The organism is Actinosynnema sp. ALI-1.44, from assembly GCF_001984155.1.
GTDB lineage: Bacteria > Actinomycetota > Actinomycetes > Mycobacteriales > Pseudonocardiaceae > Kibdelosporangium.
Genome location: NZ_MTQO01000052.1, coordinates 81,735 through 106,777, shown reverse-complemented (window position 1 = coordinate 106,777; position 25,043 = coordinate 81,735). Strand labels below are relative to the sequence as shown.

20 protein-coding genes are annotated in these 25,043 nt (G+C 68.7%); 13 read left to right on the top strand and 7 right to left on the bottom strand.

The features are described 5' to 3' along the window. Positions 1-3: 3 nt before the first annotated feature. Entirely contained in the window at positions 4-960 is a 957-nt protein-coding gene (locus ALI144C_RS38395; protein WP_076992163.1) for a LysR family transcriptional regulator, read from the bottom strand. Between the two features lie 412 nt (positions 961-1,372). On the opposite strand from ALI144C_RS38395, the gene ALI144C_RS38390 reads away from it, so the two are divergent. The 12 genes from ALI144C_RS38390 (at position 1,373) to ALI144C_RS58535 (ending at position 12,307) form a co-directional block, all read left to right on the top strand. After that, positions 1,373-2,965, top strand: coding sequence for a phage tail sheath family protein (locus ALI144C_RS38390; RefSeq protein WP_076992162.1), 1,593 nt, complete (start codon positions 1,373-1,375; stop codon positions 2,963-2,965). Between the two features lie 32 nt (positions 2,966-2,997). Then, entirely contained in the window at positions 2,998-3,429 is a 432-nt protein-coding gene (locus ALI144C_RS38385) for a phage tail protein (RefSeq protein WP_076992161.1), read from the top strand. Continuing rightward, positions 3,426-3,782 carry a hypothetical protein gene (locus tag ALI144C_RS38380; RefSeq protein WP_076992160.1) on the top strand — a complete coding sequence of 119 codons (357 nt, stop codon included), beginning with the start codon at positions 3,426-3,428 and terminating at the stop codon, positions 3,780-3,782. The genes ALI144C_RS38385 and ALI144C_RS38380 overlap by 4 nt, the downstream gene beginning before the upstream one ends. After that, a complete protein-coding gene (locus tag ALI144C_RS58765; RefSeq protein ID WP_042193283.1) occupies positions 3,779-3,958 on the top strand; it encodes a DUF6760 family protein in 180 nt (59 codons plus the stop codon). Before ALI144C_RS38380 ends, ALI144C_RS58765 begins: the two co-directional genes overlap by 4 nt. Further along, complete coding sequence (locus tag ALI144C_RS38370; protein WP_076992159.1) at positions 3,948-4,412, top strand: phage tail protein; 465 nt, start codon at positions 3,948-3,950, stop codon at positions 4,410-4,412. The genes ALI144C_RS58765 and ALI144C_RS38370 overlap by 11 nt, the downstream gene beginning before the upstream one ends. Positions 4,413-4,530: 118 nt before the next feature. Then, a complete protein-coding gene (locus ALI144C_RS38365) occupies positions 4,531-6,495 on the top strand; it encodes an eCIS core domain-containing protein (protein ID WP_076992158.1) in 1,965 nt (654 codons plus the stop codon). Continuing rightward, a complete protein-coding gene (locus ALI144C_RS38360) occupies positions 6,496-7,173 on the top strand; it encodes a CIS tube protein (RefSeq protein WP_076992157.1) in 678 nt (225 codons plus the stop codon). Then, positions 7,166-8,821 (top strand): VgrG-related protein, encoded by a 1,656-nt coding sequence (locus ALI144C_RS38355; RefSeq protein WP_076992156.1) that lies wholly within the window; start codon positions 7,166-7,168, stop codon positions 8,819-8,821. Before ALI144C_RS38360 ends, ALI144C_RS38355 begins: the two co-directional genes overlap by 8 nt. 72 nt (positions 8,822-8,893) lie before the next feature. Continuing rightward, complete coding sequence (locus tag ALI144C_RS38350) at positions 8,894-9,310, top strand: GPW/gp25 family protein (RefSeq protein WP_076992155.1); 417 nt, start codon at positions 8,894-8,896, stop codon at positions 9,308-9,310. Continuing rightward, entirely contained in the window at positions 9,307-11,271 is a 1,965-nt protein-coding gene (locus ALI144C_RS38345; protein ID WP_076992154.1) for a putative baseplate assembly protein, read from the top strand. Before ALI144C_RS38350 ends, ALI144C_RS38345 begins: the two co-directional genes overlap by 4 nt. Then, positions 11,268-11,813, top strand: coding sequence for a hypothetical protein (locus tag ALI144C_RS38340; RefSeq protein WP_076992153.1), 546 nt, complete (start codon positions 11,268-11,270; stop codon positions 11,811-11,813). The genes ALI144C_RS38345 and ALI144C_RS38340 overlap by 4 nt, the downstream gene beginning before the upstream one ends. A 368-nt stretch (positions 11,814-12,181) precedes the next feature. Next, positions 12,182-12,307 (top strand): hypothetical protein, encoded by a 126-nt coding sequence (locus ALI144C_RS58535; RefSeq protein WP_269086724.1) that lies wholly within the window; start codon positions 12,182-12,184, stop codon positions 12,305-12,307. A 73-nt stretch (positions 12,308-12,380) separates the two neighbouring features. Here ALI144C_RS58535 and ALI144C_RS38335 read toward each other — a convergent pair whose 3' ends face one another. The 5 genes from ALI144C_RS38335 to ALI144C_RS38315 all read right to left on the bottom strand — a co-directional run bounded on the left by ALI144C_RS38335 (position 12,381) and on the right by ALI144C_RS38315 (position 20,867). Further along, a complete protein-coding gene (locus tag ALI144C_RS38335) occupies positions 12,381-13,889 on the bottom strand; it encodes a COG1470 family protein (RefSeq protein WP_143231125.1) in 1,509 nt (502 codons plus the stop codon). A 5-nt stretch (positions 13,890-13,894) separates the two neighbouring features. Continuing rightward, positions 13,895-16,252 (bottom strand): PKD domain-containing protein, encoded by a 2,358-nt coding sequence (locus ALI144C_RS38330; protein WP_076992151.1) that lies wholly within the window; start codon positions 16,250-16,252, stop codon positions 13,895-13,897. A 103-nt stretch (positions 16,253-16,355) separates the two neighbouring features. Further along, positions 16,356-18,746, bottom strand: coding sequence for a transglutaminase family protein (locus ALI144C_RS38325; protein ID WP_076992150.1), 2,391 nt, complete (start codon positions 18,744-18,746; stop codon positions 16,356-16,358). Further along, positions 18,743-19,885 carry a DUF58 domain-containing protein gene (locus tag ALI144C_RS38320; RefSeq protein ID WP_076992149.1) on the bottom strand — a complete coding sequence of 381 codons (1,143 nt, stop codon included), beginning with the start codon at positions 19,883-19,885 and terminating at the stop codon, positions 18,743-18,745. The genes ALI144C_RS38325 and ALI144C_RS38320 overlap by 4 nt, the downstream gene beginning before the upstream one ends. A 1-nt stretch (position 19,886) precedes the next feature. After that, positions 19,887-20,867 carry an AAA family ATPase gene (locus tag ALI144C_RS38315; protein ID WP_076992148.1) on the bottom strand — a complete coding sequence of 327 codons (981 nt, stop codon included), beginning with the start codon at positions 20,865-20,867 and terminating at the stop codon, positions 19,887-19,889. 180 nt (positions 20,868-21,047) lie between these two features. On the opposite strand from ALI144C_RS38315, the gene ALI144C_RS38310 reads away from it, so the two are divergent. Beyond that, complete coding sequence (locus ALI144C_RS38310) at positions 21,048-23,621, top strand: Hsp70 family protein (protein WP_076992147.1); 2,574 nt, start codon at positions 21,048-21,050, stop codon at positions 23,619-23,621. On the opposite strand, the gene ALI144C_RS38305 is transcribed toward ALI144C_RS38310, so the two are convergent. After that, positions 23,618-25,021, bottom strand: coding sequence for an MFS transporter (locus ALI144C_RS38305; protein WP_076992146.1), 1,404 nt, complete (start codon positions 25,019-25,021; stop codon positions 23,618-23,620). The two genes, ALI144C_RS38310 and ALI144C_RS38305, sit on opposite strands and share 4 nt — an antisense overlap. Positions 25,022-25,043: the final 22 nt, after the last annotated feature.

Sequence of the window (25,043 nt, the reverse complement as noted above, 5' to 3'; positions counted from 1 at the left end):
AGTTCACCGGACGGGCATGGCGTGACATCCCTCCGCGTGCCACCACGCGCGGAACGCGGCGTTGCAGCCCTGGTGCTCGGCGTACGCCTTGCCGATGTGCTGCACGATTCTGGTGATCCTCGCGCCGATCGGGGTGCCCTGCCGGTAGACCAGCCGCAGCCGTTGCCGCAGCGGATGTCCTTCCAGTGCGCGGATCGCCAGACCGGGCGTGGACTCCGTGGTGGCGACAACGGGTGCCACGGCGGCTGACGTGGTGAGCAGGCGCCGGGCCTCCAGCAAGTTGGCCGCGGCCAGTCTGTTGTGGAGGGTGACACCGGCGTGGTTGCACACGTGCCGCAGGTACGTCGGCCACGTCGTCATACCGGCGGGCTCGTCCACCCACGGGTAGTCCGCCAGCGCCCGCAGCGACAGGACCGGCGCGACGGCGAGCGGGTGGCTCTGCGACATCATCACGAAGACCGGTTCGGCCACGTGGATGACGCGTTCGCGGATCGACGCCGGGGTCGGCAGCGCCACCGGCGGCCAGTCGTAGACCAGCGCCACGTCCAGGTCGCCGTTCACGATCATCCGGATGTTGATCCTGGAGTCCGGGTTGTCGCTCAGCCGCACGCCGGACACCCACGGCTCGCTGACCAGCCGTCTGCCGAGCTCACCCATCATGACCCCGGCGTACCCGCCGATCCGGACCCGCATCGGTTCGCGGGGTTCCGGTCTCGGCGCCGGTCCCGGCTCCGCGCGGACCGTCTGCCGCGCCCCGGTCAGCACCGAGTCGCCGAACGGTGTCGGCACGCACCCGGAACGGCTGCGCACGAACAGGTCGCCGCCCAGCGACTGTTCGATCCGGCGCAGTTTCGCCGACAACGCGGCCTGGGAGGTGCGCAACCGAACCGCTGCCCTGCCGATGCTGCCCGCCTCCGCGACGGCGATGATCACCCGCAGATGGTGGTGTGTGATGTCCACGCTTTCCTGTTCCCCCGTGTCACCGGTCGTGCCGCGGCTCTGCGGGAAATGCCGGACGTGCGCGGGTACCCGGTGTGCCTCGCCTGCCCAGCGAGAGTGATGCCCCGACCATCCGGTTGTCGTTGGCTGCCCTGTTTCCGACTGTGCCCACTGATCGCCCCGACGGGTCGCGTCAGGCGATCTCGTCAACTGTGCAGGACGAAAGCGCGCCCTGATGAGAACAGAGGGGCATAACCCCAGTCGATACCCCTGGTGAACGGATGCGTCCGCGTGCATGCGACTCGGGTCCACCGAGCCGGTCGCCCCAGCAACCGGCAGGTCCGCACCGATAGCCGCCCGAAAGGGCGGTGATGACCACGTGCGTGCGAGAGAACCTGTAGGCCGAGCCAAGCCGAGGCAGAAGGAGCACTTCATGGCGGCGACTTACGGCGCCCCAGGCGTCTACATCGAGGAGCGACCCAGCGGTTCGATGCCGCTGCAAGGTGTGGGCACGGCCGTCGCGGCGTTCGTGGGTTTCACCGCGACCTACAACGCCGACGCGGGCGACCCGACCGACCCCGACGGCGTGAAGCCGCAGCTGGTCACCAGCTGGCCGCAGTACGAGCGTGTCTACGGCGGTTTCGCGCCGGGCATCCTGCTGCCGCACTCGGTGAAGGGGTTCTTCGAGAACGGTGGCGGCATCGCCTACATCGTCCGGATCCCGAGCAGCAACGGCCGGGGCAAGGCGCAGCGCGCGCTGCCCGCGTCCGGCCGCCAGGAGATCGAGACGCTGAACGTGGAGGCGCTCGACCCGGCCGCCACCTACGACGTCGTCATCGAGCCCGCCCCGCCCGCCGAGGGGGAGCAGGCCAGCCAGGAGTTCACGCTCAAGGTCGTCGACAACGGCCAGGTCCGCGAGGAGTTCGGCGGCGTCCACCTCGGCCGTGGCCCGAAGAGCGCCGAGAAGACGATCAACGAGCGCTCCAAGCTGATCCGCGTCGAGGTCAAGAGCGCACAGGGCCTGTCGGTGGCCGAGCGCGCGCCCGCTCCCGGCCGGTACGCCATCCAGGCGACCGCGCCCGTGACCAAGTCCGTCTCGCCGACCGAGTTCGAGGGCTCCGAGGTCTCCCGCACCGGCTACGAGGGGCTCGCGATCGCCGAGGACGTCACGATGGTGGCGATCCCCGACCTGATCACCGTCGCCACCCGCGAGGACGGGACCTTCGACACGGAGGGATACCTCGCCGCGCAGGCGAAGCTGGTCGACTGGTGCGAGCGCAGCCACACCAAGATGGCCATCCTGGACTCCCCGCCCGGCCTCAACGCCCAGCAGGCGCTCGAGTGGCGCACCGCGCTGGGCAAGGACAGTGCCTTCGGCGCCGCGTACTACCCGCACCTGGTCGTGCAGAACCCGTTGGCGCGCCCCGGCGCCACCAACGGCGAGAAGTTCCTGACCGTCCCGCCGTCCGGCCACGTCGCCGGTGTCTGGGCGCGCACCGACGCGGGCCGCGGTGTGTGGAAGGCACCGGCCAACGAGGTCGTGCGCGGCATCGCCCGGCTCGAGGCCGACGTGACCACCGGCGAGCAGGACCTGCTCAACCCGCAGCAGGTCAACTGCATCCGGTCGTTCGGCGCCAACGGCATCCGCATCTGGGGCGCGCGCACGCTGGCCGCGACCGACCAGAGCTGGCGTTACATCAACGTGCGGCGGTTGTTCAACTTCATCGAGGAGACCATCCGCCAGGGCACCCAGTGGGTGGTGTTCGAGCCGAACGACGCCGACCTGTGGGCACGGGTCAAGCGGACCATCAACGCCTTCCTGCGCAACCTCTGGATGCAGGGTGCCCTCGTCGGCAACACGCCGGACCAGGCCTTCTACGTGCTGTGCGACGAGTCCAACAACCCCGCGTCCTCTGTGGACGAAGGAAAGCTGATCGTCGACGTCGGGCTCGCGCCGGTCAAGCCGGCCGAGTTCGTGATCTTCCGCCTCAGCCAGTGGCAGGGCGGCGCGGAGACCTCGGACTGACGGCCGGGACCAGGGAATAGGGAGCAGACGCTATGTCAGACGTGACAGCCACCAACATCTTCGTGATCGAGGCCGACGGCATCGAGCTCGGCACGTTCATGAAGTGCAGCGGCGTCGTCAACGAGTCCGAGGTCATCGAGCACAAGGAACTCAACAAAGACGGCCGCATGATGATCATCAAGACCATCGGCGCGCTGAAGTGGTCGGACATCACCCTCGAGCGCCGCGTCGACAACGACACAGGTCTCTGGGAGTGGCGCAAGGAGATCATCGAGGGCGACATCACCAAGGCGCGCCGCAACGGCTCCATCGTGGCGAAGAACTCCAAGATGGAGGAGGTCGCCAGGTGGAACTTCAGCAACGCGTGGATCTCCAAGTGGGAGGGCTCGGAGCTCTCGGCCGACGCCAACGCGGTGAGCACCGAGAAGGTCACCATCACGCACGAAGGTCTTGAGCGGGTATGAGTTTGAACACCGAGTACCCGTTCACGCTGCCCAAGGGGTTCGTCGACGACGAAGGCGTGATCCACCGCGAGGGCGTGATGCGGCTCGCGACGGCTCGCGACGAGATCGAGCCGTTGCGCGACAACCGCGTGAAGGACAACGAGGCGTACGCGACCGTGATCGTGCTGGCCAGGGTGGTGACTGAGCTCGGCACGTCCGGCCGGGTCACCACCCGCACCATCGAGCGGCTGTTCGCCAGCGACTACCGCTATCTGCAGGACTTCTACCGGGTCATCAACTTCGGTGACCCGTCGATCCTGGAGTCGATGGAGCCGGGCAGCCCTTTCCCGGAGGAGGCGGCAGCCGTGGGCTGACGAGATACGCCGCCGCGACGCTGTGGCGCGAGATCACGTACCTGGCCTACCACTTGCACTGGGGGTTGGACCAGCTGCTGGACCTCGAACACGGCGACCGGGTCACGTTGCTGGAGGAAGTCAGCACATTGAACGAACGTTTCTGGCAGGGGATCGGTGGCGGCAATGGCGAATAACCCGGTGCGCAAGGCTGACCCGCCGTTCGCAGGCCAGTTCGTGTTCAAAGTGGACGGACTGACGATCGGCACGTTCCTCGAGGTCTCCGGTCTGTCGGTGCAGATCGACGTCGAGGAACTCGTCGAAGGCGGGCAGAACCAGTTCACGCACAAGCTGCCCAAGCAGATGAAGTGGCCCAACCTCGTGCTCAAGCGCGGGATCACCGAGTCGAACGAGCTCTTCGACTGGTTCGCGACGTGCTCGGGGGAGGGTCTCGAGTCATCGGGCAACAAGATCGAGCGCAGGCACGGGTCGGTCGAGCTGAAGGACTCGACCGGCAAGGTGGTGCGCAGCTGGGACTTCACCGGTGCCTTCCCGGTCAAGTGGAGCGGTCCCAAGCTGGCCGCGACGTCGAAGGACCTGGCCACCGAGGAACTGGAGGTGTGCCACTGTGGCTTCAAACCGACGAAGTAGCGGCCTCGGTGGCCGCCTGCGCGGGCTGGTTCCGTTTCGCCGTAGGCAACCGGCTGCCCCGCAGGCCGCCCCGGTAGTATCGGCCAAGTCGCTGGCCGTCCGCCCGCCGTGGTGGCGGATGGCGGTCCAGCGGCTTGTCGGCGGTTTGCTGCCGGGGTTCCGTTCCGGCAGCTTCCCCGCCGCCGAGTCGAGCGCACCGACCTACACCCAGTCGCACGCACGGGCCAACCCGGCCGAGCGGCCGCTGCTGGCTCGGCGCACACCGTTGACCAGCAAGACCTCTGTGCTGAGCCGCACTCTGGTGTCCACGCCGAAGGACGCGGTGGTCGGCGGCTCGACCGCACACCTGGCGATGGCCCCACCGCCCGGCGCCGCCGGGATTTCCGCGGATCAGCGAGGTGCGGAGGCCGGGCACTCTGCGGCACAGCACCTTTCTGTGCCGAGCCCGGCCGCGGTGGTTCAGCGTGCCGCGTCGTCCATTGTGGTCGCACCGATCCGTTCGCTGGTGCGCTCGATCCGCCCGAAGACGACCGGCGGTGTCACGGCGGCGGTCCAGCGTGCGGCCGCTTTCGGCCAGGTGACACAGTCGCCGGGGCCCATGTCGGCGGTGGGACCGGCGACCGCCTCCCTGCGCGCAGCAGCGGAGCAGTCGTCGGTGGTACTGCCCGGCGTGGCCGCCCAGCCACTGACCGGCCAACCGTTGACAGCTCCTCAGTTCATCGGGGAATCACCGGCGGCCGGGTTCCAGGCGACCCAGTCGCCCGCGACCAGGTCCGCGCCTGTTCGCCTCACCGCGGTCCAACCACTCGTGGCCAGGCGGTCGCTTTCACCGACCACTCCGGACACGGCAGGGCGATCCGCCCCGTACCAGTCGCCAGCGGCATCGTTTCCCCCAGTGTCGATCCCAGTGTGGCTCCCAACGGCGGCACCCGAGGTCGCAGAGCGCCCGGCGTCACCCGAGCAGCGGTGGCGTGCGGCGATCGCGTCCGTCCCGCTGGAGTCGCCGAAGCCGTTCCCGAGCAGCGTCCGGCCACTCGTGGCACAGCTGACCGGCAGCCCGGACGGCGCCTCCTACACGACCGGTCACGCGACCCGCCGAGCTCTCCACGAGGTCGGCGCGCTGGGCGCGACCACAGGCCGCGTCGTGCACTTGGCACAGCAGCCCGGCACGGACCCGGCCGGGCTCGGCGTTCTGGCCCACGAGCTCACCCACGCCCGCTCGCCCGTGACACGCCCCCGGTTCATGCTGCACCACCACACGGGATCCATGGACTCCGACGAGCGCCACGCCCGGACCGTCGGATCCCAGTTCGACGCCGTTGCGCCGACGCGGGTGCAGCGGCTGTTCGGCGGTGGGCTGCCGAGCCCGTCGGGCGTCGTGGGCGGACTGACCAACCAAGCGACCGGTGCGATCGGCGGACTGGGCAACCAGGTGACCGGCATGGTCGGCGGGATGGCCGGTACCGCCACGTCCGCGATCGGGTCCGGCGCGAGCGAACTCAGCAGTGCCGCCGGTGGGATGAGCGAACGTTTCGCCAGTGCCGCGTCGGGCTTCGCCAACCGGATGGGCGACGAGGCCGGATCGGTCTCGGCAGGCCTCGTGGACAGCCTGCCGGTCGGCGGCGGCGCGAACGGCGTGGTCGGTGCGGTGTCCCAGATCGCCAGGACCGTCGTGGACAACGCGGTTCGTGAAGCGACCCAGTCCGCCATGAGCGAGGCTAACCAGGCCGTCAGCCAGGCGACGCAGGCCGCGCAGGGCGTGGTCGGCCAGTTGCAAGGCATGGCGACCGACGGCGTGAACGGCGTCGCGGGCCAGGCGAACCAATGGGTCAACAGCGCGATGACCCAGGCCGGTGGCGCCGTGCAGGATCTCGGCAACCAGGCCATGGGCGCGGTCGGCGACGCGCAGAACGCCGTGTCCGGCGCGGCCAACCAGGCAATGAACCAGGCGGCGGGTGCGCTCGGACCCGGTGCCCAGCAGGCACTGTCCGGTGTGGATCTCGACCGGATCGCAGAGGCTCTGGAAGAACGACTGCTCCGCCAGCTCGAACGCCGTGGCGGGCGCTACGCGGGGGTGTTCTAGATGGCGGCTGTCAAGGCGTACCTGCTGACCGAGAGCAAGGAGCAGATCGGCTGCATGTTCAACCCGGCCGAGCTGACCATCAGCAAGTCCAACAGCTGGCAGGGCGGCGAGGCCAAGGGCAAGAACGCCCCCGAACTGCGGTTCCAGTCCGGCCAGTCGGCGTCGATGTCGATGTCGTTGACGTTCGACACCACCCGCGACGGCGAGTCGGTCACCAAGTACACCGACAAACTGCTCAAGCTGATGAAGGTCAACCCGGCCGTGCCCGGCGCGGACCCCAGCCGCAACAAGGCGCGTCCGCCGTGGGTGGAGTTCCACTGGGGCGACACGAAGTCGTTCAAGTGCATCGTCGAACGCGTGCAGATCCGGTTCACGTACTTCGCCAGCTCCGGCATGCCGTTGCGGTGCAAGGCGGACCTCACGCTCAAGCAGTGGAAGGACGAGGAGCAGCTGCCGCTGCAGAACCCGACGTCGTCCACGCCGACCCTGCACACCGTGCACCAGCTGCGGCCGGGCGAGACGCTCGACCGGGTCGCGGCCGCGCACTACGGCGACGCCACGCGCTGGCGGCAGATCGCCGAGGCCAACGGCATCCTGGACCCGTTGGCGCTGCCCAAGGGCAAGCAGCTGGCCATCCCCGAGCAGGGCACCCGCCGACGGGACGGCCGGTATGCCTGAACAGCGCCGCCTTGACGGCGTCATCCTGACCGTGGACGGCTCGCCACTGCGGACCGAGCTCTACGGCAGGCTGATGCTCGTGCACGTCGAGGAGTCCGTGCAGCTGCCGGACTCCTTCGAGCTGCGGTTCGACGACCCGCACTTCGAGCTGTTCGACGAGGACAAGTTCCGGCCGGGCACCAAGGTCGAGATCGCGTTCCGCGCCGAGGGTGAGCCGGTCGTCGTGACGTCCGGCGAGGTCACCGGGGTGTCGGTGGAGCCCGGTGTGACCGGGCGGCACGAGTTGGTCGTGACGGGACTGGACCTGACCCACCGGATGGCACGCGGCGGCAAGTCCCGCGCGTTCACCAACATGACCGACGCCGACATCGCGCGCCGCGTCTCCGGCGAGTACGGCCTCGATCCGGACATCGACGGCACGTCGGACGTCCGGACGCACCTGTTGCAGCACAGCGAGACCGACTACGCGTTCCTGCGCCGGATCGCGGGCTCGATCGGCTACGACTTCTGGATCACGGAGAACAAGTTCCACTTCAAGCGCAAGCCGTCAGGCCGCGGCCAGGCACCGAAGCTCACATGGGGCGAGAACCTGCGGAGCTTCAAGGTGCGGTTCGCCTCGGTCGACGCGTGCGACGAGGTCGTGGTCACGGCGTGGGACCCGGTCGACAAGAAGACGATCACCGGGCGTGCCAACACCCCCGACCCCGGCACCGACGCCCCGGCCGCCGCGCAGATGGCCGCCGCGGCCAAGCGAGCGTTCGGGCAGGTCACCAGGCGAGCCGGGCAGTTCCCCGCGGCGAGCCAGTCCGAGGCGGACGCGCGCGCCCAGTCGTTGATGGCCAAGGCTTCCGGTGGTGGCGTGGTGCTGCGCGGCGAGGCCGTCGGCAACCCGTGGATCGGCGCGGGCAACGACGTGACGCTGGACAAGGTCGGCAAACGCCTGGCGGGCAAGTACCGGGTGACCGCGGTCGAACACGTCTACGGCGCTGACCGCCCCTACGTCACGCGGTTCACCTGCGGTGCCAAGGAAGCCGAGAGCCTCGTCGACATGATCGGCGGCGGTGGCACCGCGAACCGGCAGGAGCACCGCGGCTGGGGCAGCCTGGTCGTCGGCGTGGTGACCAACAACGACGACAGGGAAAGCCAGGCCCGGGTCAAGGTGAAGTTCCCGACCCTGTCGGAGGACGAGAGCCAGTGGGCCAGGATCGCCACGATCGGCGCGGGCGCGGCCCGGGGCATCGAGTGGCTGCCCGAGGTCGGCGACGAGGTGCTCGTCGGCTTCGAGAACGACGACAAGTCGCGGCCGATCGTCCTCGGTGGGCTGTGGGGCCGCAAGGACAGGCCACCGGAGCCGAAGCCGACGCAGGACGGCAAGGTCAAGGACCGGATCATGGCCAGCCGCAAGGACCACCGGATCGTGCTGACCGACGACCCGAAGAGCAGGATCACCGTCAAGCTCGGCGACGCGGCGTGCGAACTGGTGCTGGAGAAGGACGAGTCCACACTGACCGGTGAGACGAAGCTGGTGATCAGTGCGAAGGACGTCGAGATCAAGGCAGCCAACTCGCTGAAGCTGGACGCGGCGAAGATCGACATCACGGCCAAGGCCGCGATCACCGCGACCGGCAAGCCGATCAAGCTGAACTAGAAGACATCGTGAGTGTTCTCCCGTGTTCTGGCACTGGTAACCACTCACGAGGACTGAGCAGGGAGTTGGGCGATGAGCGAACCGGGCAACGGTGACCTGATCGGTTCCGGCTGGGCGTTCCCCGGCCAGATCACCCCGGGCGGCAGCGTTCGTCTCGTGCACGGTGACGAGGAGATCGACGCCGCGCTGCGGATGATCCTGACCACCGCGCCCGGCGAACGCGTGATGCGCCCGGACTTCGGCTGCGCCATGTGGGAACAGGTCTTCGCGCCCGTCAACGCCAACACCCTCGGCCTGATCGAGCAAAGCGTCCGGGAGGCGGTGACGCGGTGGGAGCCGCGGGTCGAACTCGAAGAGGTCAGCGCGTCCCCGGAAGGTGACGGTTCGATGATCTCGATCGACATCGCCTACCGCGTCAAGGCGACCAACGACCACCGCAACCTGGTCTACCCGTTCTACGTGATCCCCCAGGAGGAACCGGCGCCATGAGTCTCCCCGCGCCAAATCTCGACGACCGCCGGTTCCAGGACATCGTCGACGAGGCGAAGCGACGGATCGCACGACACTGCCCCGAGTGGACCGACCACAACGTGTCGGACCCCGGTGTCGCGTTGATCGAGTTGTTCGCCTGGATGACCGAGATGATCCTGTACCGGCTCAACCAGGTGCCCGACCGGCTGTACGTGAAGTTCCTCGAACTGGTCGGGATCGAACTCGCGTCGGCGTCACCCGCCCGCACCGACATCCTGTTCACGCTGGCCGCGCCGCCGGAGCAGTCGATCAGGGTGCCGGGCGGCACCCAGGTCGGCACGGAGCGCGGGCACGGCGAGGACCAGATCGTGTTCATGACCGACACGGACCTGATGCTCGTCCGCCCGAAGCTGACCGCGTTGCTGACCAGGACCGACGGCCGGTTCGAGAACAAGACCGACGAACTCGGCCTGGACGGCACGCAGATCCCGGTCTTCCCGTCGCTGCACGTCGACGACGCGATGTACCTGGGCTTCGAGGAAAGCCTCGAAGGCAACCTGATCAGGGTCGACATCGAGGTCAGCGGTGCGGCCGGGCGCGGCATCGACCCGCGCGACCCACCGCGGGTCTGGCAGAGCTGGAACGGCAGGGACTGGTCGAACGCCAGGGTGCTGACCGACACCAGCGACGGGTTCAACACGTCCGGCGAGGTCACCCTGCTGCTCAAGGGACGCCACGAGAACCTCGCGATCGGCCCGGTGCGGGCGCACTGGGTGCGTGCCAAGCTGATCGACCCGGCCGTGCCCGGTCAGACGTACGACACCCCGCCACTGCTGGACTCGGTCAACGTCGTCGGCCTCGGCGGCGCGGTCGCCGCGCACCACGCCGAACCCGCTCCCCGCGAACTGCTCGGCTCCAGCACCGGCGAACCGGGCCAGGTCCACGTCGTGCGGCGGGCGCCCGTGCTGCCCCGGCGCGGTGCGCGGGAACGCGTCGAGATCGTGGCCCCACGGCGTGAACCCGGAGCGGACCCGGATCCCGTGCCGTGGATGGAAGTCGCCGACTTCACCGACGCCTCCGACACCGATCGCGTGTACACGTGGAACGGTGCGACCGGTGAGATCCGGTTCGGGCCGAGGGTGATCGGCCGCGACGGCCGGATCCGCCAGTACGGCGCGGTTCCCGAGGAGGACGCGCAGATCTGGGTGACCGGCTACCGCTACGGCGGCGGGCGGCGCGGCAACGTGGGCGCGGGCAAGCTGACCGTGCCGTTGAGCGCGATCCAGTCGGTCGACTCGGTGCGCAACCTCGAACCGGCAACGGGCGGTGTCGACGCGGAATCGGTGGAGAACGCCAAGGTCCGCGGTCCGCTGTACCTGCGCGGCGGGCACCGCGCGGTGACCGGCAAGGACTTCGAGCGCCTCACCCGGGCCGCGGCACCGGGCGTGGCGCGGGCCCGTTGCCTGCCGCCGCTGAAGGCAGGCGACCCGGTGCGGCTGCTGGTCGTGCCGCGCAGCGACGTGGCACCGGAGACGATGAAGCTGCCGGACCTGGCGTTGAAACAGGACCTGGTCGGCCAGATCAAGGGCTACCTGGACGGACGGCGGCTGCTGACCACCCAGGTCCGGATCGACACGCCGTCGTACCAGGGGATCACGGTCGTCGCCGAGGTGCACGCGGCACCGACCGTGCGGCCGGAGAAGGTCAGGGAGGACGCCGAACGCGCGCTGTACGCGTTCGTCAACCCGATCACCGGCGGGCCGGACGGGAACGGCTGGCCGTTCGACACGGACCTGTCCATCGGGGACATCTTCTCGGTGCTGCGCGGGGTGCCCGGCGTGTCCCGGGCCGAGACGGTCCACATGTTCCTCGCGGACCTGCGTGGCCAGCAACAGCCGGAGGAAGCGGGCCAACGCGTCCAGTTGGCGAAGGAAGAGCTGTTCATGTCGGTGTCCCACCGGGTGGTGGTCCGGCAATGACGACCAACGGACACGCCGGCTGGCTGGTGAACCAACTCCCGGTCGCGATGCGCAGGGACCAGGTGATCGCCGGGTTCGTGCGCGCGTTCGAGGAGATCGGTGACTCGGTCCGAGAGCAGGTCTCGGACATCGAGTACGAACTCGACGTCAACCTGGCCTCGCCCGACATGCTCGTCTACATGGCGTCGTGGATCGGTGTGGACGTCGACGCGGCGATGCTGGCCTCCGACGACCCGAACGTCCGCGACGCGCAGCGCAGGCTGATCAGGGCGGTGGGTCAGGCCCTGGTGTGGCGGGGGACCAGCCGTGGGTTGGAGTTGCTGCTGGAGGCGTTGACCGACAGCCGGGTCGACGTGATCGACTCCGGCGGTGTTTTCGGCCCGCGGGACGACGTCCCCCAGGCTTCCCATGTGGTGACCGTCGAGTTGGACCACACCGGTCTGCTGACCAAGAAGCAGGTCATGACCTTCCTCGCCGACGAACTCCCGGTCGGTGTGCGAGTGGATCTGGTTGTCAGGTCCGAGAAGCAGGAGCAACGATGAACTGCCCCGAGTGTGGCCACCCGGTGCCACCGCAGGGCGCGAAACTCTGTGCGCACTGCGGATACCCTTTGTTGTTGGACAAGCCCGCGCATGTGGAGCCGCAACCGCAGAAAGTGACGCACAAGCCCGCTGAGGACGGTGTGATCAGCTACACCGGTCAGATGCCTTCGCCGCCGCGCCAGGCCCCACCCCGGCAGCCCTACCGGCAGCCGCCTCCGCCGCCCCAGCAGCAGATGATGCGACCGGATCCGGCTCGTGCTCTGGGGCCGCACTGTCCACAGTGTCGGCAAGTGAATCCGCCGCACCGCAAGCGATGCGAGATCTGCGGGTGCGAGTTGTGGCCGGGAGCTGCTTTCCCGCCTCGGTGGATGCCTGAGCCGCCACCGGTGGCCGCTGGCCCCAAGCGCAAGAGCCAGTGGTGGAAGACGGCGTTGCTGATCGGACTGCCTGTGCTGGCCATGGGTACGGTGTGGGCCCTGGCCTACTTCCTGTGACCAAGGACGACTGAAACCCGAGAATCCCGGAGCGGCGGGATTCTCGGTTCTCTCTGACTGAACCCTCGTTCGTCTACGGGATGCTGGTGAAGCCAACACCCTTGAGCAGCACGTTGGTCTTACCGCCACGATCCGGTGCGACACTCGGGCTCAGGCCGAAGATCACTTCCCTGATCGGCTGGCCGCCCTGCGGCACCTGGAAGGGGATCGGGACCCGCTCACCGATCTTGGTCGCCGTTCCCTCGACCGCCTGTTGTGTTCCATCCGCGAAGACCATGGTCGCCGTGTACTTCGTTCCCTGGACGCCCGTGAAGTAGACGTTCACCGCGGTCGTGGGTTTCGCGAATGTCATGCGGATGGGAACGATGTTGCAGTCCCTGATCTCGGTGGGGATCCCCGTCGTCAGGTAGAGGCCTGCGCCCGCCACCGGCACCGTCGAGTTCGGGTTCGGTTGGTTGATCCTGATCCACAGCTGCTTCGCGTTCTTGCACTCGATCGGTCCCCGGTCCGGCAGTGCCGCCATGGTCAGGCCTTTTTCCGCGTAGTGGTTCGGCGGGATCGAGACGTTGCCTTCCGCTGGTTGGCCGGTGGTGGGGTTCTGTTCGAAGTCGATGGTGGTGGTCACCGGGACCGGTGCCGGTGCGCCGGACGGCCCTGGTGGAGCCGGTGGGGGTGCCTGCGAGTTCGGCGGCTGTTGGGGTGCGGCCGACGAAGGGTTCGGCTGTCCTGACTGCTGAGGAGGTGGTTGCTGCGGGTTCGGCTGGGGGTTCGGCTGTGGTTGGGGGACTTGTTGTGCCGCGGGGTTGTTGTTTGCTGCGACGGTCTGATCGCCCTTGATGTCACGCAGCAGCAGCGCGCCGCCCACTGTCGCGCCGCCCAGGACCGCGAGGCCCGCCGCCAGTGCGCCGAACTTCATCCAGCCACCGCGGATCTTCGGGCGTTGGACGAACGAAACCGGTTTCTCCACCACGGTTTCACCGGCGTTCGCGCGCAGGGTCGCGGACCTGCGCTTCTCCTGGCCGGTCAGTGGTTGGTCCGAGTTCACCGTTACCTGGGATCCGGCGACCATTCCCGGTTCCAGGCGGATCTCCCTCGGCGCGAACTTGAAGCCCACGCGGTTCTCCGGGTCGTTGCCCGACAGGGTCACGGCCATCGGCATGTTGCCCTCGTTGGCCAGGTTCACCACGTAGTTGCCGACCTTGCCGCCGTTGGCCACCTCCGGCTGCACGTTCATCGTCAGCGCCGGTGCCGGGCGCACGTCGAGAGGCAGTTCCTCGCAGCGCGAGACTTCCTTGCTGTACGGGGACTTCACCACCAGGCCGAGGATGTACGGCCCGGCGACCATTCCGCCTCTTTCGGGCACCGAGACCTGCATCCGCAGGGTGCCGATCTCCTTCGGCCGCAGCTTCACCACGTCCGGTTCGCAGCGGACCAGGTCCGCGCTGGGCAGCCCGACCACCTGGGCGGCGAAGTGCTCGACGACCTGGCTGGCGTTCTGGACCGTCACCTCGACGTCCGCCGACTCGCCCGGCCCGAGCGAGATCCGCTCGGGGCTGACGGTCACCTTCATCGCGATGGCCATGGTGTTCATCCTTCGATTCGTGGTCCGACCCAGGAAGCCCAGTCCTGGCCTGCGGAAGGACCTGCGTTGAAACGGAACCTGATCTGGGTGGCGCCCGCGTACGGGGTCAGGTCGACGTTGATCGGCCGCATGACCCCGTCGGACGCCGAGTCGGCGACGGTCGCGATCGTCGTCGCGGCGCCGCCGCGGATCACGCTGACGATGAACGTGCCACCACCCGCCGATGGCGGGCTCTGTACGGCCATGAAGCCGACCGTCGTCTTGAACCGGTCACCGGCCACCACCGCGCGTGGCAGGTTGTACGTGCCTTCGATGTAGCCGTTGTCGACCCACTGCGGGTGTGTTTCCAGGAACGCGGGCGACGAGCCGTCCTCGAGGATCGGGCCGTTGCGTGGCTTGACGAAACCCTTTATGTCGCTGTCGCTCCCGTTGTACGGCAGCGTTCCAGCTCCGCTGCGCCACGCCGCGCTGCCCGCTCGGGCGAGCAGGTCGACCGCGGCCGGTTTGCCCGTGGACACCTGGATCGTCACCATCGACTGCGGTGCGACGACTTTCCCACCCGCCGGGTCCTGCGTGATGACCAGACCGGCGGCGACAGTGTGGCTGGCGACCGGTTTGACCGTGGTGCGCAGGTTCGCGTTGGCGATGGCGGTCTTCGCGGCGTTCTCCGTCTGCCCGACGACGTTCGGCACTTTGCTGTCCGGTGGCTTGGTGACCTCGATCGGACGTGAGGTGGTCGCGGTCTGCCCGTCCGGCATCGTCACCGCGACGCTGACCTGGTACGTGCCCAGCGCGGCCCACTTGTGGCTGACCATCGCGCCGGTGCCCATCCGGGAGTCACCGAATGTCCAGTCCGCCTTGGTCGGCGCGATGCTCTTGCTGTCCTCGACCTTCAACGTGATGGTCTCGCCGACCACCGGGCTCGCCTTCGACGGCGTGATCTTGATGACCGGTTTCTCCGGCCGTGGCGGATCTTGGGGCGGGGGATCCGGCGTCGGTGGCGGCTGCTCGGGCGGCGCCGGGGGTGGTGGTGGCGGGGGAGGGGGTGGAGGTGGTTGGTACGGGGCAGGCGGGTTCTGCGAGGGAACCGGGTTCTGAGGCTGGTTCGGCGGGGGTTGTTGTTGCTGTTGTTGCTGTGGTTGTTGCGGAACGACAGGTGCCTGTGCCGGGTTCTGCTGCTGTTGCTGAGGCGCGTTCGGTTGGGTCGGCACGCCCTTGATCGGCGCGTTCAGGCCCTTGTTCGGGTCCTTCGCGTCGTACTTCGCCACGTCCAGCACGGTTCCGTCCAGTGTGATCACACCGGCCTGGTCGGACTCCGAGTCGTTGAAGAAGACCACACCGTCCCTGGACACCAGTTGGAACTGCCGCGCGGTCTTGAGCACCTGCGGCCGGGCGAGCACGGACCGCTTCTCCAGGTCGACGATCCAGACCTGCCCGGTGGTGAAATCGGGCACGAACAAGCGGTTGCCCGCCTCCACGGCGGCACCGAGCTTGCCCCCGGCCAGCGGGACGGTGCTCGAGCAGTTGTCCTCGTCCAGTTCGCAGATCGTGAGCACGCCCCGGGGCGCGACGAGGTAGAACCGGTCGCCGTACGGCGAACCACTGACCTGGACGTCCTCACCGCCGCGCAGGTCGAGATCGATCGTGCCACTCGCCCGTCGCATGATCGGGTCCAGCACCGTCGCCTTGCGCGCCGCGATGTCGACCACCACTGGTTTGCCCTTGGTGATGGTCAGCGGGCTGCGTCCGGGCCGCGTGACGCCCTCGATCTGCTCGGCGGGGTTGTCGTCGGAGATCATCCGCACCTCGCCGGTGGCGTTGTCGGAGATCCAGAGCCTGCCGCCCGCGTCGATCCCGGTCGTGCCGGGCGCGATCTGCGTGGGGAGGTTCTTGACGTCGCTCAGCGCGCGTCCGGTTCGTGGGTCGGCGTTGGTGAACAGCCCACGTTGAGTGTCCACGATGTACAGCTTGCCCGAGCCCGCGAACGCGGTCAGCCCGCCGCGTGCGCCGGGGATCGGCGACTCCGGCGCGCTGACCTCGAACGTTGCCCCGTCGATCCGCCGAATGGTCCCCGATGTCTGGTCGACCGCGTACGCGTTCGGCCCGGCCTGCACCACGTCCAGCACCGAACCCGGCGCCGAGACCTGGACCTGTGCGGACACTTCCGTCGACGGACCGTCCAGCAGGCTCAACTGCCCGACCCGGCCGGACGCCAGCCAGGCCGCACCGGACAGCAGCTTGACGTCATGGGCCTCGTGCCCACTGTCCACACCGGCCACGGCCATCCCGCCGACGGCGAGTACGGTGGAAACGGCGGCTGTGGTGTTGCGAATCCACGGCTTTCGCAGGGATAACGGCGTCATACCCCCGCCTCTCGGTATTGGGGTGATACGAGGACGTCGAGGCAACGGCCCGCGTTGCTCTCACACACGCATATCGTCCTGGTCGCGTCGACCGTCACGGCAGTCATCCCCTGGTGAGCCTCTCCATCGCACGCCTGCGCCTGCGTTCGTCACGCCAGCGCGCATACAGCGGACGCGGGTCGAGCCACGCGCGGATGGTCAACAATGGACTGCCGGTTCTGCGCAACTCGCCGCGCAGCTGGCTTTCCAGCTGCCAGGCCGTGTCGACCGCGGCGTCATCCGGCTCGGCCGGTTCGGACACGGCTGAGGTGACGATCGGGGCCAGCACCGCGAGCGCGCCGGTGCCGTCCTCGCCGATCCTCTCCCTGGCCTGATCGCTGATCTCCTTCGGGGTCGATGCCGCTGTCACCGGAACGCCGTGTTCGATCAGCTTGTCCGTGGCCTGCTGCCACGCGCCGATGATCCGGGCCGCACGGCTCCCGGAACGGCGTTGCCGTCGTCTGCGGAACTTCTCCACGGCAACGGCGATCGGTGTGAGCACGACGAGACAGCCGAGTCCGATGAGGACGAACAGCGCCCAGTCCAGCACGGTCAGCGCGCCCTCGCCGAGCCGGGGCAGGTTCGGGTCCTCGGCGGTCTGGGACGCCGTGGAGTTCTCCTCCGGCCGGTTCTCGTCCGCGGGTGTCTCGGTTTCCTTCGGTTTCGGCGCGTTCGCCGGGTGCCGCTGGGGATCGGTCGGCTCGAACGCCACCCAGCCGTACCCGGCGAGGTTCACCTCGGCCCACGCGTGCGCGTCACCCGACCTGACGTGGTAGGTGTCGCCCTTCATGCGGTTCTTGTCCAGCATGTAGCCGACCGCGACCCTGGTCGGGAACCCTTGCGTCCTGGCCAGCACGGCGAACGCGGACGCGAACTGCTCGGCGTACCCGACCTGCTCGTTGGTGTTCGGGCCGAACAACCTGCTCAACGCGTCGTAGGAATGGCCGGGGCGGGTGTCCAGGCTGTACGGGAACGACTGCATGTACCGCTGGATCGCCATCAGCTTGGCGTACGGCTCGGACGCGCCCGCAGCGAGTTCGTTGCCCTTGGCCAGGATGATGTCCGGCAGGCGGGGATCGTCGCGCGGCAGGTCGGTGTACCGGGCCGAGCCCGAGACGTACGGGACGCTCTTGTCCAGCCCGGTCTTCCTGCCGACCTCGGTGACGAGCCGGTACTTCCACCCGCCCGGCTGCTGGTCGGTCGCCAGGATGCCGGACGTCTTGCTGTAGCCGACCCTGGGCGCGCCCGAGATCGACACCGGCGAGCCGATTTCGGGCAGGTACTGTCCCGGCAGCCCGGTGACCTGGACGTCCAGCGTGATCCTGCGCGGGTCGACCAGCGACTCGTCCTGCGGGAGTGTTCCGCCCGCCAGCAGGAACTGGTCCTGTGCGCTCCACATCGCGCCGTCGAACCTGTCCAGTGCGACGGTTCTGATCCGGTCCACCCCGGCGGTGTCCCCGGTCAGCTTCACCGTGAACATGTCGGCGTCGGGTTTGCGCAACTGTGTTTTCAACGTGGCCAACGGGTTGATCAGGTCATCGACGTTCAGCGGCGGCTCGACGACCTCGCGCAGGTCGAACCGGTTGCCACCGTCCGCGAGCGGCACGAACTCCATCCCGGCGATACCCGCGGCGACCGCGACGGCCACCACCGGGAGGCCGAAGAGGAACCGGCCCCACATGGCTTTCGTGTCGATCGTGCGGGCCAACGGATCCGACGTGCCCGCGCGGATCAGCGCCAGCAACAACACCAGTGTGAGCAGGACGGCCACGGGCACGAGGCCGCCGACCGACCGGGGTGCCGTGATCGGCAGAGCGAAGCCGAAGGCCACGACCGGCGGCAACACCGGCGCGAGCAGGGACTTGGTCCGCAGTACCAGGGTCGCCGCGACGATCCCGGCGGCGAAACAGATCAGCGCGGGCGTGAACTCCAGTTCCCCGCGCGGATCGGCGGGCAGGTTCACCGACAGCATCTTCGCCCAGCCGGAGACCAGGCCGGACGCGACCGACTTCAGCGTCGTCCACGTGGGGATGCCGCGGTCGAGCGTGTCACGCGACACCGCGAAGACCGCGATCACGAGGAACCCGAGCACGCCTGCGCCGATCGTGACCAGCCCGGACCAACGCCGCACCGCGGCGACCGCACCGATCAGCACACCCGCGGCGGCCGCGGTCAGCATCGAGATCAGGAAGCCGAGACCGCTGTAGTACCTCAAGTACAACAGACCGGACACACCGATGGAGACACCGGCCAGCACCAGTTGCGTGTACGCGGGAAACCCCATCCGCAGCCGTGGCTGGCTCTGCGGGATGTGCTGTCGCGCCCGTTTGGCCCTCCTGGCCGTCGGCGGGTTCGGGTCGAGCAACGCCGACTGGGTCACACTGATCGTGTGCGTGACGTTGCCGCCCGCGCTGCTGGGACCCGCGGGCGGCGACTGCGGCCGGATCGCTGTCACTTACGCACCAGCTTGTTCCAGGCGTCGGCGAACTCGTCGGCCGTGCGAGCCGTCAGCGACACGACCCCGTTCAACGGCGTCGGCGGGATCTTCCTGCCCGCGAACTGGACCAGGCTGACCATGAGGAAATGCCTGCGAACCGTCGGCAACACGGACAACACCCGCGGATCGGGCGTGCCGGTCACGACACCGAGCGCGACGCTGTCATCGGTCGACACCATGCCGGGCAACGCCGTCAGACCGGGGTCGTTCCGGGTCGCCTTGGCGGCGGCCAGGAGATCCAGCGCGGGCACGGCCCCGTCGTACGCCCGGTCACTGGCCGCGACCCCGCCGCTCGTGGTGCGCAGTTCCAACGGGAAGCCATCGCGGATCGCCGCGATCGCCAACGACGCCGCCGCGCTGACCGCCGACTCGAACGTCTCCTCGGAGTAGCCGAGCGAGTTCGTGTCCAGGACGACCATCAGCCGGGGCTGATTGGGAACGACGTTGTGCCGCACCATCATCTGACCGGTGCGCGCGGTCGACTTCCAGTGGATCAGCCGCCAGTCGTCGCCGGGCACGTACTCACGCAGGCTGTGGAACGCGACACCGCCCTGCGGCGCGTAGCTGGAGGTCGGGCCGTCCATGTCCCTGGTCTGCCCGGTCGGCACCGGTTCGACGGGGACCAAACGTGGATGCACGTACAGCGTCGAGAAAGCCGAGAAGACAGTGCCGACCCGCATGAGCCGCAACGGGTCCGTGTGCCCGATCGACATCGGGCCGACCTGGTGGATGCCACGCCGGTTGGTCGGCAAGTAGTAGGTAGTGGCGTGCTCGCTGCCCGCGGCCAGGCTCGGGATCGGCACCTGCACCTCGCGGTTGGCCATTCGCTCGGTGGCGAGGATCGGCGGGCTGCGGCGCTTGGACTCGTTGGTCAGCGTGATCACGCCCATCGCCTTCTCGCCCTCCGAGACCCGCTGCGGACGCACCTCCCGCACAGCGGACAGGTCCGGGCGCAACGCCATCCACGCACCGGCGACGGCCAACGCGGTCATGGCGGCGAACCCGAGCGCGATCAGTTCGGGGTAGTCGGCGAGCCAGCCGATGGCGAGCAGGACGACCGCCGAGACGGCGGCCGCCACACCGGAGCGGGTAGGCATCTCACGCCCCGACGGGGGCCTGCGGCACGGGTACCGCGGTGAGGATGCGGTCGATGAGGCCCTCCGGCTTGAACTCCTGCACAGCGGCTTCGGGCGTGAGCACGAGCCGGTGCGCCAGAACGGGCTTGGCCATCTGCTTGACGTCGTCCGCGGTGACGAACGCGCGCCCGTCCACCGCCGCCCGTGCCTGCGCCGCGGTGGCCAGCGCGTTGCTGGCACGCGGGCTCGCACCGAGCTTCAACTGGGGGATGGTCCTGGTCGCGTTGGTGATCGTGACGATGAACGCCTGCAGCGCCGGTGCCACGTAGATGCCCCGCACCACCTCGACCATCTGCTGCATGTCCTCGATCGTGCAGACCGGTTGCAGTTGCTCCGGCAGCCTGCGGGCGATCGCGTCGCCGACGATGCGGACCTCGTGCTCCGGCGTCGGGTAGCCGATCCGCAACAGCATCATGAACCGGTCGAGCTGGGCCTCCGGCAGCGAGTACGTGCCCTGCTGGTCGACCGGGTTCTGGGTGGCGATCACGAAGTTGGGCCGCGGCAGCGGGTACGTCACACCGTCCACAGTGACCTGGCGCTCGGCCATCGCCTCGAGCAGCGCCGACTGCGTCTTCGGCGACGCCCGGTTGATCTCGTCGCCGAGCAGGATGTTGGCGAAGACCGGCCCTTCCTTGAACTGGAACTGGCCCTTGGTCGTGTCGTAGATCTGCACACCGACCACATCGGACGGCAACAGGTCCGGCGTGAACTGGATCCGGCGCATCGACCCGCCGATCGAGTGCGCGATCGCCTTGGCCAGCGAAGTCTTGGCCACGCCGGGCACGTCCTCGATCAACAGGTGCCCTTCGGCGAGCAGGCCGACAACGGCGTTCCAGATGACGTTGGTCTTGCCGTGGATGAAGTGCTCGACATTGCGGACCAGTTCGTTGCAGCGGCGCTGGACCCAGCCGACGCGCTCGGCGAGCTGAGTGCCGTAGGTCATCGCCGCCCCCAGACGTGGTCCCGAACAGCCCCGCGCTGCCGGTTCGGCGGAAACACTATTCCGATTGGACTCCCACGGCCTGCCCGAAAGTGCAGCGATATGGGCGCATGGCCGTGACGAGAAGTGTTCGGGCGCGCGAATGCGCCCAAACGTCACACTGTGACCACTACTGTTTGGCGAGTGACCTATCCGCTGGGTGTCGACATCGGGACCACATACACCGCGGCGGCGTTGTGGCGTGAAGGCCGGGTGCAGACCGTGCCGATGGGAAACCGCGCCAACGCCGTCCCGTCTGTGCTGTTCCTGCGCGACGATGGCAGCTTCCTGGTCGGCGAGTCCGCTTCCCGGCGCGGCATCACCGATCCGGACAGAATGGCCCGCGAGTTCAAGCGGCGGATGGGCGACGACATCCCGATCCTGGTCGGCGGCAAGGGGTTCACCGCACACCAGCTCACCGGCGAGGTGATGCGCTGGTCGCTGGGCCGCGTGGCGGAGCTGCAGGGCGGCCCACCGAACCACGTCGTGCTGACCCATCCGGCGGCATGGGGCGAGTACCGCAAGAACCTGCTGGTCCAAGCCGCCACGCTGGCCGGGTTGCGCGAGGTCGGGCTGCTGCCGGAGCCGGTCGCGGCGGCGACGTGGTACGCGGCGCAGGAGCGGATCGAACCCGGTTCGCTGATCGGGATCTACGACTTCGGCGGTGGCACGTTCGACGCCAGCGTCGTTCGCAAGACGGCGACCGGGGTGGAGATCCACGGCGAAGCGGGCGGCGACGACTCGATCGGCGGTATCGACTTCGACCACGCCCTGTTCAGGCACGTCGCCGCGCAGGCAGGCGTGGACGTGGCCCAGTTGGACTTCACCGATCCGGTCGTGTCCAGCGCGATGGCGCAGCTTTTCAGCACGGTCGTGGAGGCCAAAGAGGCACTGTCGGCGGACGTTGAGGTAGTCGTTCCGGTGGTGCTGCCCGGCGTGAGCCGCCAGGTGCTGATCACCCGCGCGGAGTTCGAGGACCTGATCAAACAACGGGTGCTCGGCACGGTCGGCGTGTTCGGCCAGGTGGTGCGGCGCGCCGGGATCGACCCGGCCAAGTTGCACGGCGTGCTGCTGGTCGGCGGGTCGAGCCGGATCCCGTTGGTGCGCCAGCTGCTGTCGGCCGAACTGGGTATCCGGGTGGCGGTGGACGCGCACCCGAAATACACCGTCAGCCTCGGTGCGGCGATCGCCGCGGCGCCACGCGCGGTGGGCATCAGGTCGTCCGGGGGCTTCGCGCCGCCCGCGCGTCCCATGACGCCGCCACAGGGAAATCCCCAGTCGGGGAATCCGCTGTACAACCCGACGGCCTCACGTCCGATGGCCCACCCACCCGCGTACCAACCGGGCAACCGCTCGCAGTCGGCGATGCCCGCGCCACACGGCCCCGGCCAGCGGAGCATGGGCTCGATCCCGCCGCCGATGCCGCCCAACGGCCTGCCCGCGCCCGCGGTCAGCGAGAAGGTCGACCTGGCCCGGTCCGGCCTGACCGGTGTGACGGACATCCGGACAGTGCTGAAGGCGATGCAGCCCCTCGAACCGGTCGCCATGGCACCGCCGCCGCGCGGCGGCGACCAGTTCGCCGAAGTACGCACGAGCGAGGCGGGTGGCAAGGAGCGCGGCAGGCTGATCGCGTTGCTCGTCGTCCTGGTCATCGTGGCCGTGGTGGCTGGGCTGATCTTCTTCGTGCTGAACAAGTCCTCCAGCGACAGCGGCGCACAGCAGAGCGGCAAGGACGCCACGGCGCGGATCGAAGGCCCGGCGGCGGTCGGCAAGATCACGCTGACCGGCCAGCCGCTCGTGATCCCACCGGCGGGAACCGACGAGATGACGGCCGTGACCGGAACGGAGAACGGTGACGTGGTCGCAGTCGGCTTCTCGGAGAACCGCGAACCACGGGCGTGGCTGAGCAAAGGCGGCAAGGAGGACTTCGTCGAGGCGGAGGTCGGCAAGGACGGCCAGGGCCTGATTCTCGACGTGACCCCGGTGGGGTCCACTTTGGTCGCGGTCGGGTGGACGGGAACCGGCCAGAAGAAACGCCCGGCGGTGTGGACGTCGCCGGACGGGACGAAGTGGGCGTTGCTTCCCGTGCAGGGTGACCTGAACGCGACTTCAGGTCTGAAGGAGTTCAACGCGGTGACCGTGGGACCGGAGAACAAACTGATCGCCATCGGCCGCGACGACCGCAACGACAGCAAGAACGGCGACGCGGCGGTCTACGCCTCCGGCGACGGCAATACGTGGAATCTCGTGCAGACAACGGGATTGTCCGGGACAGGGCCGCAGAACGTCGAGAAGGTCACCACATCGGCGGACGGCCTGTTCGTCGCGGTCGGATCGGTTCTGCAGGGCGCCAAACAAGGCCCGGCGATCTGGACGTCCAAGGACGGCCTGAAATGGGACCAGTCCCCGTACATCCCGGAGGGCGGGCCGAACCTGAAGGGCATCGCACGCCTGTCCGACGGGACGCTGATGGTGTGCGGCTCGATAGGGTCGGGCCAGCCACCCCCGCTGAGCTGCTGGACCCAGGCGAAGGACCAGCGCTGGGAACGCTGGAACGTCGCCAGCGCGTCGAACTCGCCGCGTGCGATCTTCCTCAACGGCATGTACCCGGTGGCGGACAGGCAGGTTGTGATCGTCGGGCTGGGCCAGGCGGGGGAGAAGAACACGACCGACGCCGCGATGTGGGTGGCCGCCTTCGGTCAACGCACTGGTTCCTAGGCCGCGGGTTGCTGTGCCGTGGGGCGCATCCCGAACGCGACGATCAACGTGAGGGCGACGACCACGGTCATGGCGAGGAAAGCGTCGGAGTACGCGGCGCCCGCGTGACTCGGAAACAACGGGTTGACGGCGCCGGTTTGCTGCCGTGCTGTTACCAGGACACCGAGCAGGGCCGGGCCGGTGCCTGCGCCGAGGAACTGGGCTCCTTGGAGGATCCCGAGACCGACGCCGACCTGCTCGGCCGGGAGCGCGTCGGCCGCCGCGCTGATGATCGGGGTGATCACGAGGATGAAACCGGTGCTGAGCCCGAGCACCCCGGCCCCGGCGGGGATGACCGACGCGCCACCCGTGAAGGTCGAAAGGAACAGGGTGAACACACCCATGAACCCCAGGCCGATCAGTGTCAGGGGCCGGGTGCCGATGCGATCGGCGAGACGGCCGATCAACGGCGACAGGAGCGCGACGGCGACTCCGGCAGGAATCATGACCAGTGCCCCGGCGCCCGGGGTGAGACCGTTGGCGTCGACGACCAGCAGTGGGACGAACACCAGCACGCCGAGGTTGACGATCATGGCGAGAAAAGCCACGACGACAGCGGCCCGGTAGACCCGGTTGGTGAACAGCGCAGGCGGGACAAACGGTTGCGCGACGCGAACCGTGCGCCACCCGAAGAGCGCGATTGCCACGGCTGCCACCGCAAGGCTTGCCCAAGACGGGGCCGCGCCGAAACCGGCGACCTGCGCCTGGGTGATGCCGAACAGGAACAGCCCGGCGCCGAGGCCGAGCAGCAGGCCGCCGAGCAGGTCGAATCGAACCTTACCGGCCGCGGCTTCGCCTGGTAGCACGCGCAACGCGGCGGGAAGCAGCACCAACGCGACCACGAGCATGAGCCAGAACAGGGCCTGCCACCCGAAGGCCTGGCCGATCCCGCCGCCAAGGGCCGGTCCGGCGGCCGTGCCGATTCCCGTCGCCGCCGAGACGACGCCGATCCCCATCCCTCGTTTGTCCGAAGGCATCAGCCTGGTGACGGCGATGATCGAGAGCACGGGTAGCGCGGCCGCCCCGACGCCCATCACGATCCGGCCGAGCACGAGGACGAGCAGGTCCGGGGCGAGCGCGCAGACCAGGCTCCCGGCAGCGAAGGCCAGCAGAGCGAACCCGAAGAGACGCCGCAGGCTCACTCGGTCGGATATGCGGCCGTAGAACGGGATGCCGACCGCGAAGGTCAGCAGGAAGCCGGTGACGACCCATGCGAGCTCCGCCTCGGACGCACCGAACTGCGCCCCGATCGATGGGAGCATGAGGTTGACCATGTCGCTGGCGATGACCGTGACGAGCACCGCTGGCATGAGCACCGCCATCAGGGACAGTTCTGAGCTGGTTCGTTCCGTCGTCGTCATTTCGTGGCGTCCTCCGCACGGA

What these genes read in the sequence shown, in the direction of transcription:
- ALI144C_RS38390 (WP_076992162.1), top strand. Translation starts at nt 1,373, where the DNA reads ATGGCGGCGACTTACGGCGCCCCAGGCGTCTACATCGAGGAGCGACCC.
- ALI144C_RS38385 (WP_076992161.1), top strand. Translation starts at nt 2,998, where the DNA reads ATGTCAGACGTGACAGCCACCAACATCTTCGTGATCGAGGCCGACGGC.
- ALI144C_RS38380 (WP_076992160.1), top strand. Translation starts at nt 3,426, where the DNA reads ATGAGTTTGAACACCGAGTACCCGTTCACGCTGCCCAAGGGGTTCGTC.
- ALI144C_RS38370 (WP_076992159.1), top strand. Translation starts at nt 3,948, where the DNA reads ATGGCGAATAACCCGGTGCGCAAGGCTGACCCGCCGTTCGCAGGCCAG.
- ALI144C_RS38365 (WP_076992158.1), top strand. Translation starts at nt 4,531, where the DNA reads ATGGCGGTCCAGCGGCTTGTCGGCGGTTTGCTGCCGGGGTTCCGTTCC.
- ALI144C_RS38360 (WP_076992157.1), top strand. Translation starts at nt 6,496, where the DNA reads ATGGCGGCTGTCAAGGCGTACCTGCTGACCGAGAGCAAGGAGCAGATC.
- ALI144C_RS38355 (WP_076992156.1), top strand. Translation starts at nt 7,166, where the DNA reads ATGCCTGAACAGCGCCGCCTTGACGGCGTCATCCTGACCGTGGACGGC.
- ALI144C_RS38350 (WP_076992155.1), top strand. Translation starts at nt 8,894, where the DNA reads ATGAGCGAACCGGGCAACGGTGACCTGATCGGTTCCGGCTGGGCGTTC.
- ALI144C_RS38345 (WP_076992154.1), top strand. Translation starts at nt 9,307, where the DNA reads ATGAGTCTCCCCGCGCCAAATCTCGACGACCGCCGGTTCCAGGACATC.
- ALI144C_RS38340 (WP_076992153.1), top strand. Translation starts at nt 11,268, where the DNA reads ATGACGACCAACGGACACGCCGGCTGGCTGGTGAACCAACTCCCGGTC.
- ALI144C_RS58535 (WP_269086724.1), top strand. Translation starts at nt 12,182, where the DNA reads ATGCCTGAGCCGCCACCGGTGGCCGCTGGCCCCAAGCGCAAGAGCCAG.
- ALI144C_RS38335 (WP_143231125.1), bottom strand. Translation starts at nt 13,889, where the DNA reads ATGGCCATCGCGATGAAGGTGACCGTCAGCCCCGAGCGGATCTCGCTC.
- ALI144C_RS38330 (WP_076992151.1), bottom strand. Translation starts at nt 16,252, where the DNA reads ATGACGCCGTTATCCCTGCGAAAGCCGTGGATTCGCAACACCACAGCC.
- ALI144C_RS38320 (WP_076992149.1), bottom strand. Translation starts at nt 19,885, where the DNA reads ATGCCTACCCGCTCCGGTGTGGCGGCCGCCGTCTCGGCGGTCGTCCTG.
- ALI144C_RS38315 (WP_076992148.1), bottom strand. Translation starts at nt 20,867, where the DNA reads ATGACCTACGGCACTCAGCTCGCCGAGCGCGTCGGCTGGGTCCAGCGC.
- ALI144C_RS38305 (WP_076992146.1), bottom strand. Translation starts at nt 25,021, where the DNA reads ATGACGACGACGGAACGAACCAGCTCAGAACTGTCCCTGATGGCGGTG.